This window comes from Micromonospora sp. DT227, from assembly GCF_049841835.1.
In the GTDB taxonomy this organism is placed as follows: domain Bacteria; phylum Actinomycetota; class Actinomycetes; order Mycobacteriales; family Micromonosporaceae; genus Micromonospora.
In genome coordinates this window covers 270,320-280,899 of the sequence record NZ_JBNCLA010000010.1, presented here as the reverse complement: position 1 = coordinate 280,899, position 10,580 = coordinate 270,320, and the positions used below count along the sequence as shown (strand labels likewise).

General features: G+C 75.0%; 7 protein-coding genes. 3 read left to right on the top strand and 4 right to left on the bottom strand.

The window, feature by feature from the left end:
* The first annotated feature begins 79 nt into the window (after positions 1-79).
* Entirely contained in the window at positions 80-742 is a 663-nt protein-coding gene (locus tag ACLQ2W_RS28810; protein WP_425790354.1) for a YdcF family protein, read from the top strand.
* A 60-nt stretch (positions 743-802) separates the two neighbouring features.
* On the top strand, positions 803-1,564 hold the full coding sequence (locus tag ACLQ2W_RS28805) for a glycosyltransferase family 2 protein (protein ID WP_425790352.1): 762 nt from the start codon (positions 803-805) through the stop codon (positions 1,562-1,564).
* Positions 1,565-1,630: 66 nt separating this feature from the next.
* On the opposite strand, the gene ACLQ2W_RS28800 is transcribed toward ACLQ2W_RS28805, so the two are convergent.
* Together ACLQ2W_RS28800 and ACLQ2W_RS28795 are read right to left on the bottom strand one after the other, a co-directional pair.
* Positions 1,631-4,207, bottom strand: coding sequence for a discoidin domain-containing protein (locus tag ACLQ2W_RS28800; protein ID WP_425790350.1), 2,577 nt, complete (start codon positions 4,205-4,207; stop codon positions 1,631-1,633).
* 172 nt (positions 4,208-4,379) lie between these two features.
* Entirely contained in the window at positions 4,380-5,456 is a 1,077-nt protein-coding gene (locus tag ACLQ2W_RS28795) for a DUF4037 domain-containing protein (RefSeq protein WP_425790348.1), read from the bottom strand.
* Between the two features lie 99 nt (positions 5,457-5,555).
* Here ACLQ2W_RS28795 and ACLQ2W_RS28790 point away from each other — a divergent pair, with 99 nt between their 5' ends.
* Positions 5,556-6,479, top strand: coding sequence for a 5'-3' exonuclease (locus tag ACLQ2W_RS28790; protein ID WP_425790346.1), 924 nt, complete (start codon positions 5,556-5,558; stop codon positions 6,477-6,479).
* 178 nt (positions 6,480-6,657) lie between these two features.
* On the opposite strand, the gene ACLQ2W_RS28785 is transcribed toward ACLQ2W_RS28790, so the two are convergent.
* Complete coding sequence (locus tag ACLQ2W_RS28785) at positions 6,658-7,611, bottom strand: MHYT domain-containing protein (protein ID WP_425790344.1); 954 nt, start codon at positions 7,609-7,611, stop codon at positions 6,658-6,660.
* Between the two features lie 166 nt (positions 7,612-7,777).
* Entirely contained in the window at positions 7,778-10,558 is a 2,781-nt protein-coding gene (locus ACLQ2W_RS28780) for a DEAD/DEAH box helicase (RefSeq protein ID WP_425790342.1), read from the bottom strand.
* Positions 10,559-10,580: the final 22 nt, after the last annotated feature.

The following is a 10,580-nucleotide window of genomic DNA, read 5'->3' as shown; positions in this document are numbered from 1 at the left end:
GGGGGGGGCGGCGCCCCCCCCCCCCCCCCCCCCCCCCCCCCCCCCCCCCCCGCCCCCACCCGGGCCGTAGCGTGAGCACATGACGCCGACCGCGACCGTGCTGCTGGTCTTCGGCCGGGGAGTGGTGGCCGACGACCACGGTTACCGGCTCACCGCCGAGGGTGTCGCCCGCACCCGGGCCGCCGTCGCGTACGTCCGTGCCCACGCGGCCGAGTTCCGGGCCGCGCCCGACGCCCGGGTGGTGTTCACCGGTGGCTGGCCGCACGGGCCGGCCGGGGCGCCGGACCCGCCGGCGGACTGCCGCGAGGGTGAGCTGATGCGGGCGCTCGCCCGCGACGCCGGCCTCGACGCGTACGCCCGGCTGGACGCCGAGACACGCTCCCGCACCACGTTGCAGAACCTCGCGCTCACCGTCCAGGACGGACTGCTCGGCGCGGCCGGGTTCACCCCCGCCCACCCGCTCGGGCTGGTCTCCCACCCGTGGCACCTGCCCCGCATCCGGCTGCTCGCCGCGCGGGCGCTCCAGCTGCGCGGCGCGCAGTTGCTGGACGTGCCGGTGACCGGGCCGGACGCGGTGCCGGCCGGACGTGAACGGGCGGCCCGGGTGGCCTGCCGGATCGGCTATCTGGGCCTGCGTACCCCGGAGGCGCTGTTGCGCCGCGAACGTGGGCTGACCCGCGCCGCCCACCGCGTGGAACGGCTGCTCGGCACGCGGGGATTCGCGGCCCGACGCGCGGGGTAGAACGCTCGTCGATCCACCCGGCGGGCCGCGCCGGCGGACGACGCCACCCCGGGAGGTTCCGTGATCGTGCTGGTGCCGGTGTACCGGCCGGGTGACCGGCTGCCGCCGCTCGTCACCGACCTGACCGCCGCGTTGCCCGGGGCGTCCGTGCTGGTCGTCGACGACGGCAGCGGCCCGGACGCCGCCGCGGTGCTCGCCGACGCCCACGCCCGGGGCGCGACCGTGCTGCGCCGCCGGGTCAACCGGGGCAAGGGCGTGGTGCTGCGCACCGGCTTCCGGTACGCCCTGACGCACCGCCCGGACGAGGACGTGGTCTGTGTGGACGCCGACGGCCAGCACCAAGTCTCCGATGTGGTCCGGGTGGTCGACCGGATGCGCGACACCGGCGCCCAGACGCTGGGGGTGCGCCGGTTCGACGGCGAGGTCCCGGCCCGCAGCCGGTTCGGCAACGCCGCGACCCGGGCCGTGTTCCGGCTGGCCACCGGCCGGGACGTGCGGGACACCCAGACCGGGCTGCGCGCCTACCCGGCCGGGCTGCTGCACCGGCTCACCACGGTCCCCGGCGACCGCTTCGAGTACGAGATGAACGTGCTGCTGGACGCCGTCCGGGCCGGGTTGCCGATCGAACAGGTCGACATCGCCACCCGCTACCACGCCGGCAACTCGGGATCGCACTTCTCGGCGCTCGCCGACTCGGTCCGGATCTACCGCCCGCTGGTCGGCTTCGCCGCCGCGCGGGCGCTCTCGCTCGCCCCGGTCGGGCCCGACGCGCCCGGCGAGCCCGCCGCGACGCCCGATCCGGCCCCCGCCCGGACGCGCTGAGCCGGCGGCGGCCGGAGTCCCCGAGCCGGAGGGGCGGCCGGCGCGTGCCGGCCGCCCCGGGCCCGGTCAGGGGTAGCTGACCACGTTGACCGGCACGGTGTTCGTGCCCTGTGCCGGGCCGCCGGTGTCGTTGATGACGTGGGTGATCGACCCGTTGCCGCCGAGCGAGACGGTGAGCAGGTCGTGGAACCGCACACCGGCCCGGGTCGGGGCCTCGAAGGCGTGGTAGGCGGCGATGGTCGGGTCCACGTTGAAGTAGCAGTAGCTGCCCATCCCCCAGCCCTCGAACGAGGTGACCGCGTCGGCGACCTTGAACGCCGCGTACCCGACCCGGGAACCGTTCGTCCAGGCGGCGGCGTTCGGCGGGTCGTACGGCAGCTCGTTCTGGAAGAAGATGGTGCGCCCGTTCTCGCCGTTCCAGATCACCTCGTGCTTCTGGTAGTGCTCGACGAAGAGCCCGAGCGCGGTGACGTTGTCGCCGTTGACGATCAGGCCGGTGTCGGCGGTGTTCACGGTCCAGCCGATGCCGGTGCCGTGGTCGCCCCGCCAGGCCCAGATGTGGTCGATCAGCGCGTCGTCCTGGTTGACCACCAGGCTGGTGGTCGCCTTTCCGGCGTGCGCGCCGCCGATGCGGAAGAACACGTCCTGCACGGAGGTGGGGTCGGCGGTGTGCCGGGCCGCCGAGCCGGCGGGACCGACCTGCAACAGCACCGGCGAGTTCACCGCGCCGGCGTCGAACAGCAGCCCGGCGAGCCGGACCCCGTCGACGTCGGCGACCGTCATCGGCACCACGCCGTTCTGCGGCACCAGCGTCGGGTAGCCGATGCCGAGCACGACCGTGCCGGGCCGGTTGACCGCGATGCTCCGGTCGACGGCGTAGACGCCGGGCGTGAACAGCAGGTTCAGCCCCTGGGCCAGCGCGGTGTTGATGGTGGCCGCCGAGTCACCGGGCTTCGCCACGTAGAACTGGCTCAGCGGGATCGACGTGCCGGGCGTGGCGCCGCCCAGCCAGGACGCGCCGACCGCGTTGGTCCGGGTGGACGGCACGAACACCTGGTAGGCGCCGCCGCTGTCGAGGTAGAGGTAGGGCACGTCGCGGCTGACCGGGGTCTGCGCCAGCGTGGTGTACGGCGGGTTCGGGAAGCTGGTCGCGGGCGCGCCGACCACGCCGGAGTTGGTCACGTTCCAGACCGCGTTGAGGTACCCGCCCACGTTGCTGTCCCGGGTGTACCACTGCTGCTGGGAGTACGGCTGGACCACGCCGGTCACCCGGCTGTCCGCGATGTAGCCGCCGCTGGCCCAGCCGTAGCCGTTCGGGGCCAGGTTCAGGTCGCCCTGGATGTCCATCCGGCGGAACGGCGCGGCCTGCGACACCGCCCAGCGGGTGAACCCGGCGGACGGGAAGACCTGCATGTTCGACGCCGAGCGCCAGAAGTTCTGGGTGGCGTTGCCGCCGAACCAGCCGGCATCCACCGTGACGTCGCCGTGGATGCGCACGTCCCCGGGGTTCCGGCCGAGCCCCATGATCGAGGTGTAGAAGCCGATCTGCGCGTTGATGCCGGAGTAGTCGCCCGGCTTGAACAGCAGCGCGTACCGCTCGGTGCCGAACTGGTTCGACTCCTGGGTGCGGAAGACGGCGTCGAGCTGGGTCTGGATGGTGGTGGCGGACATCGACGGGTCGAACGTGAGCACGTTGGGCCCGAGCGGCCCGCCGCCGGGCACGGTGCCGCCGCCGGTGGTGTTGACGGCGAGTTCCCAGAGCGAGTAGCCGTAGCCGGTGGCCCGCGCCGTGCCGTACACCCGCAGGTAGCGGCCGGTGCCGCTGACGGTCACCGCGTCGGTGCCGCCGTCGCCGCTGGTGGTGCCGTAGACCGAGGTCCAGGTGGTGCCGTCGGTCGAGGTCTGGATCTGGTACGCCCGCGCGTACGCGGCCTCCCAGGTGAGCACCACCCGGCAGACGGTGCGCACGCTGCCCAGGTCGACGCGGAGCCACTGCGGGTCGGCGGCGGCGCTGGCCCAGCGGGTGCCCGGATCGCCGTCGACCGCCGCCGAGGCGGGGGTGCCGGCGTTCTCGGTCGACGAGGCGGTGGCCGGCCGGCCCTGGGCCGCGTTCGTCGCGGTGTCGCAGCCGCTGCCGCCGCCGGTGGTGCCGTAGACCTGGAACTCCCAGAGCGAGTAGCCGTAGGCGGTGGCTCGCGCGGTGCCGTACACCCGCACGTAGCGGCCGGTGCCGTTGACGGTCAGGTCGTCGGTGCCGCCGTCGCCGTTCGTGGTGCTGAACACGGTGGTCCAGGTGGCGCCGTCGGTGGAGGTCTGCACCTGGTAGGCCCGCGCGTACGCCCCCTCCCAGGTCAGGCTGACCCGGGAGACGGTGGCGGTCGCGCCGAGGTCGACCTGGATCCACTGGGGATCGGCGAACGCGCTGGACCAGCGGGTGCCGGTGTTGCCGTCGGTGGCGTTGGACGCCGGGGTGCCGGCGTTCTCGGTCGAGGAGGCGGTGGTGGGTCGGCCCTGGGACAGCAGCGGGTCGGCGGCGCGGGCCGGCCCCGCCGGGGCGGTCAGCGCTCCGGCGGCGAGCAGCGCGGCCAGCGCGGCGAGCAGCCGGCGGACCGGTCGGCGGCGGACGGGCGGAAGGGGTGACATGGGCAGCTCCGGGACGGGTGGAGTGCGGGGAACGGGCACGGGCGTGCCAGGGTGGCCGCCCGTGCGGTGGACCATCCCCGCACGCAGTGGCGCATGTCAATTCCCCGCAGCGGCTTCCGCTGCTTTTTTCGCACCTTGTGAAAAGTCCGGAACAAAGCAAACTGGTCGCGCCTCACCCGGTCGCGGTCGCCGCCGCCGCGACCCGCCGGACCCGGTCCGGGTGGGTGAGCACGTCGACGTTGTCGACGTACTGGTCCACCGCGCCGACCGGTGGCCGGTCGCGCAGGTCCGGGTCGTCGATCGCCGCGCGCAACGCCTCGACGAACCGACCCGCGTGCAGCACCAGGAACGGTCGGTCGTGGAACGGACGGGCGGTCGGGTCCACGGGCGCGGCCAGCCCGGCGTCGTTGGTCCAGGCCGCCACCGTCTCCAGGGCCCGCACCAGACCGGCCTGCCGGGCCGGCCAGTCGCCGGGCCCGAGCGCGACCGCCAGCGCGTCCCGGACCGGCGCCGCCGCCGGCAGGCCGGCGAAGACCGTGCCGAGCCACTTCGGGTACGGCGGCCAGCGGCGGTGCAGCACCAGGCCGAGGCGCATCAGGTCGCGGGCCAGCCCGGCGACGACGATCCGGCTGCCCAGGTCGTCGCCGACCTCGGCGCACCGGCCGGCCAGGTGCTCGGCCTGCGCCACCCGCTGCCAGCCGGCCAGCAGCACGTGCCGCCACACGTCGTCCGGGTACCACGCCAACCGCGCGCGGACGGCGGTGAGCGCCCCGTCCAGCCCGTCGTGGAACACCGCGCCCCCGGTCAGCTCGGCGAGCCGCTGCGTCGGCGTGGCCAGCCAGTCCGCCGCCGTCAGGCCGGCCCGCGGATCGACACCCAGCCGGTCCCGCAACCACGCCCCGAGCTCGTCGACGCTCACCCCGTGCCGGTCACCGTCCGCCCGGACCACCCCGAGCCGGACCGTCGGGCCACCGGCGAACCGGGCCGGCCAGCCGAGGAACTCCCCCGGCAGCTCCGCGTCGAGCACCGCACGCACCTCGGGCACCCGCGCCGAGTCCGCCACGAACACCTGGGTACGCGGACCCCAGTCGTGGTCGGTGGAGCGGGGCGTGTCGAGGCCGAACAGCTCGGAGCCGCCGTCGAGCAGGCCGGCGGCGTACCGCAGGCCGGGCAGTCGGCGGGCCAGCAGCGGGGCCACCACCTCGTCGTGGAACCGACGGGCCAGGATCAGACCGGGTACGAAGCTCACCGGGCCAGTCTGCGCGCACCGGCGCTCGCCGGGCCGCCCGTTTCCAGGCGCACGGGTGCGTCCCCCACCTCGTCGGTGGGCTGTGCCACCCTGGTCGGCGTGGCACACCGACCCCCGATCCTGCTGATCGACTCCCCCAGCCTCTACTTCCGCGCCTACTTCGGCATTCCCGAGTCGGCCGCGAAGACGGGCGACGGCCAGCCGGTCAACGCCGTGCGCGGCTTCCTCGACATGCTCGCCCAACTGGTGCGCACCCGCCGGCCGGACCGGATGATCTGCACGCTGGACCACGACTGGCGGCCGGCCTGGCGGGTGGAGCTGCTGCCGTCGTACAAGGCGCACCGGGTCGCGCCGCAGGGCGGCGAGGTCGTACCGGACACGCTCTCCCCGCAGGTGCCGATGATCCTCGAGGTGCTCGACGCGCTCGGCGTCCCGGCGGTCGGCGCGACCGGCTACGAGGCCGACGACGTGCTGGGCACGCTCTCGGTGACCCAGCCGGGGCCGGTCGAGGTGGTCTCCGGCGACCGCGACCTGTTCCAGCTCGTCGACGACGACCACCCGACGCGCCTGCTCTACGTCGGGCGGGGCGTGGCCAAGCTCGACGACTGCGACGACGCCGCGGTGCGGGCCCGCTACGGCGTGCCCGCCAACCGGTACGCCGACTTCGCCGCGCTGCGCGGCGACCCGAGCGACGGCCTGCCGGGCGTTCCCGGGGTGGGCGAGAAGACCGCCGCCCGGTTGATCGAGCGCTACGGCGGCCTCGACGGCATCCTGGCCGCGCTCGACGATCCCGGTTCCGGCTTCGCGCCGGGCCTGCGCGGCAAGCTCGACGCCGCCCGCGACTACCTGGCCGCGGCGCCCAAGGTGGTCCGCGTCGCCACCGACGTGCCGCTGCCCGAGCTGGACCCGGCGCTGCCGACGTCCCCGGCCGACCCGGACCGGCTGCTCGACCTGGCGCAGCGCTGGAACCTGGCCGGCTCCTGCCGACGCCTGGTCGACGCGCTCGCCACCCCCCGCCCCTGACCCACCCCTCCAGCCCCGCCCCCGCCCCGCCCCCGCCCCGCACCCCGTCGCCCCGCGCCGCCCCCGCCGCGCGCTGTTTCACGGAAAGAGTGGCCATTCCGAGCGGGATGGCCACTCTTTCCGTGAATTAGTGCTCTGGGCCGTGGGCCCTGGGGGGCGGGGGGAGGGTGGGAGCGGGTTAGGGGCGTCGGTCGGGGTTTCGGCGGGAGGGGAACTGCGCACCCGGCTGCGCCAGCGTCGACCGGGCCCGCAGGCCGACCGGGTCCGGCGTCGCGGGAGGCGGTGTCGAGGCGGCCGGTGCCGACCGGGCGCGCAGGCCCACCGGGTCCGGCGCCGGTTCGGCCTCGGCCACCGGCGACGCGCCGTCCAGCCGGGCCGCCACGTACGCGGCGCCGGCCCGGTCGTCGTCGGACGGCGCGGCGAGCAACGCGTAGACCAGCCCGACCACGCCGAAGACCACCGCGAGCACGATCGGCACCAGCAGACCGCTGACCTCGGTGCCACCGGAGGTCGCGCCCCGGCCCTCGTGCAGGTGCACCGACAGCGCGCTCATGCCGGTGAAGTGCATGCCGTTCACGGCGATGCCCATGACCAGCGCGGAGGCGATGATGGCGACGCCGCGCCGGACGGTCATCGCCAGCCAGAGCGCCACCGTGGCGGCCACCAGCGCGATCACCACGGAGAGCGTCACCCGCAACGGGTCGTAGCCGAGCGTGCCGTCCAGCCGCATCGCCGCCATGCCGGTGTAGTGCATGGCGGCCACCCCGGCGCCGGTGAAGAAGCCGCCGGCGAGCAGCCGGGTCGCGGTGAGCCGACCGGTGCCCACGATGGCCAGGCCGATGCCGACCGCACCCATCGCGATCACCGTGCTGGCGGCGGTCAGCGGCACGTCGTACCGGATCCGGGTGCCGGCGACGGCGAAGCCGAGCATGGCCATGAAGTGCATCGCCCAGATGGCGGTGCCGCCCAGCGCCCAGGCCGCGAGCAGACCCCACCAGGCCCGCTGGCCGGCGCCGGTGGCGGTCCGGATCCGCCCCGCGCAGACCAGGCCGAGCGCCGAGCCGAGCACGGACAGCGCGTAGCTGAGCGCGGGTGTGATCCACCCGTACTCGAAGTGATTGATCTCGCCCACGGTGACCTTCCCCCGATCCGCTACCGACGCGTGACCCGACGCGCCACGGCAATGATCCGGCAGCGTCTGACCAGGCATGACGGCGGCCCCCCGGATGTTCGGGGGGTGCCGTCGCGATGACGGAGCGATGCGTCGATTTACCGCTGGCAGTGACCGAAAGTGATCGTCAGGCGGAGGCGTGGTAGGCCAGGACGCCCCGGTTCACGGCCGAGATCGCCTGCCGCGCGGTGGCACGCAGCTCGGTCGACGCGCCGCCCGAGTCGGCGAGCTGGCCGAGCAGGTCGACCACCTGCCGGGCCCACCGGACGAAGTCGCCGGCCGGCATCTCGCCGTCGATCTGGTGCCCGCTGGCGAGCACCTTGGCCAACGCCTCCCCACGCGCCCACCGGTAGATCGGCCAGGCGAAGCCGAGATCCGGCTCGCGGGTGACGGCCAGGCCGCGGGCCGCCTCGTCCGCCTCGATGTCGCCCCACAGCTTCAGCGTCTCGTCGACCGCGTCGCCGACCGCGCCGCGCGGCAGCGACGCCCGCTCGTCGACGTCCCGCCGGGCCTCGAAGACCACCACCGACACGGCGGCGGCCAGCTCGGCCGGGGACAGCCCGTCCCACACCCGGCGGCGCAGGCACTCGGCGACCAGCAGGTCGGCCTCGGTCCAGATCCGGGCCAGCGTCCGGCCGGCGTCGGTGACCTCACCGTCGGGGGCCAGGTAGCCGCGCGCGGTCAGCAGCGCCACGATCCGGTCGAACGTACGGGCCAGGGAGCCCGTCCGCCCGCTGACCCGCTCCCGCAACTCCTCGGTGTCGCGCTCCAACCGGCGGCGGCGCTCCGCCCAGCGGGCGTGCTCCTCGCGGTCGGGGCAGGCGTGGCAGGGATGCCCGCGCAGCTCGACGCGGAGCTGGCTGAGCCGGTGGTCCTCCCCCACCGCCTGGCGGGACCGGCCGCCGCGCCGGCCGCCGTGCCGGTCCAGCCCGGTGCCGCTGACCGCGGCGGCCAGGTCGCGCCGGGCCGCCGGGGACCGGTGGTTGAAGTGCTTCGGGACCCGGATCCGGGTGAGCACCTCGGCCGGGGTGGTGAAGTCGCCGGGGCTGACCCGGCCGGCCCAGCGGTCCTGGGTGAGCACCAGCGGGCGCGGCTCCCCGAACCCACCGGTCGCCGGGTCGAGGACCACGGCCAGGCCGGCCCGCCGCCCGGACGGCACCCGGATCACGTCACCGACCCGCAGCCGCTCCAGCGACGCGACGGCCGCCGCCTTGCGCTGGGTCTGCCCCTGCCGGGCGATGGCCCGCTCCCGGTCGGCGATCGCCACCCGCAGCGCGAAGTACGCGTCGAAGTCGCCCTGGTGGCAGGTGGCCTCCGCGCCGTACGCCTCGATCGTCTCGGTGTTGCGCTGCACCTGCCGGGCCAGGCCGACCACCGAACGGTCCGCCTGGAACTGCGCGAACGAGGACTCCAGCAGCTCCCGGGCCGGCGCCGCGCCGACGCTGCCGACCAGGTTGACGGCCATGTTGTACGACGGCCGGAAGCTGGACCGCAGCGGGTAGGTGCGGGTGGAGGCGAGGCCGGCCACGTGCCGGGGGTCGGTCTCCGGCGACCAGACCACCACCGCGTGCCCCTCCACGTCGATGCCCCGCCGGCCGGCCCGGCCGGTGAGCTGGGTGTACTCCCCCGGGGTGAGGTCGACGTGGGCCTCGCCGTTGAACTTGACCAGGCGCTCCAGCACCACGCAGCGGGCCGGCATGTTGATGCCCAGCGCGAGCGTCTCGGTGGCGAAGACGGCCTTGACCAGGCCGCGGACGAACAGCTCCTCGACGACCTCCTTGAACGCGGGCAGCATGCCGGCGTGGTGGGCGGCGAGCCCGCGCTCCAGCCCGTCGAGCCACTCCCAGTAGCCCAGCACGGACAGGTCCTCACCCGGGATCGCGGTGACCTTGGACTCGACCACGCGGCGGATCTCGGCGCGCTCATCGGGCGAGGTCAGCCGCAGCCCGGCGGCGAGGCACTGCTGCACGGCGGCGTCGCAGCCGGCCCGGCTGAAGATGAACAGGATCGCCGGGAGCAGCCCCTCCCGGTCGAGCCGGTCGACGATGTCCGGGCGCATCGGGCCCCGCCAGCGCGGGCCCCGCCGCCCGCCGCCGGGGCCGGCGCTGCGCCCCTCGCCCAGCTCCAGCCGGCGCACCGTGTCCCGGGTGTAGCGCAGCAGCTCGGGGTGGACGTCGTGCTTGCGGGCCGCGTCGGCGTCGTGGAACAGGTCGAACATGCGCTTGCCGACCAGCATGTGCTGCCAGAGCGGCACCGGCCGGTGCTCGGAGACCACCACCGCGGTCTCGCCGCGCACGGTGACCAGCCAGTCGGCGAACTCCTCGGCGTTGGAGACGGTGGCCGACAGCGAGACCAGGGTCACCGACTCGGGCAGGTGGATGATCACCTCTTCCCACACGCCGCCCCGGAACCGGTCGGCCAGGTAGTGGACCTCGTCCATCACCACGTAGGCCAGGCCCTCCAGCGTGGCCGAGCCGGCGTAGAGCATGTTGCGCAGCACCTCGGTGGTCATCACCACCACGGGCGCGTCCCCGTTGATCGCGTTGTCGCCGGTGAGCAGGCCGACCTGCGCGACGCCGTAGCGGTCGACCAGGTCGTGGTACTTCTGGTTGGACAGCGCCTTGATCGGCGTGGTGTAGAAGCACTTGCGCCGCACGGCCGGCCCGTCGCCACCAGGCGTGCCGCGCAGCGCCAGGTGCACGGCGAACTCGCCCACCACCGTCTTGCCGGCGCCGGTGGGCGCGCAGACCAGCACGCCGCTGCCCCGCTCCAGGGCCTCGCACGCCTCCCGCTGGAAGTCGTCGAGGTCGAACCCGAGATCGCGGGAGAATTCGTCCAGGGCCGGGAAGGCGGAGGCCTGCGCGGCCCGGCGGCGCGCCGCGGCGTACCGCTCGGCGGGGCTCGACATGCATCCAAGATTAATCGGTACC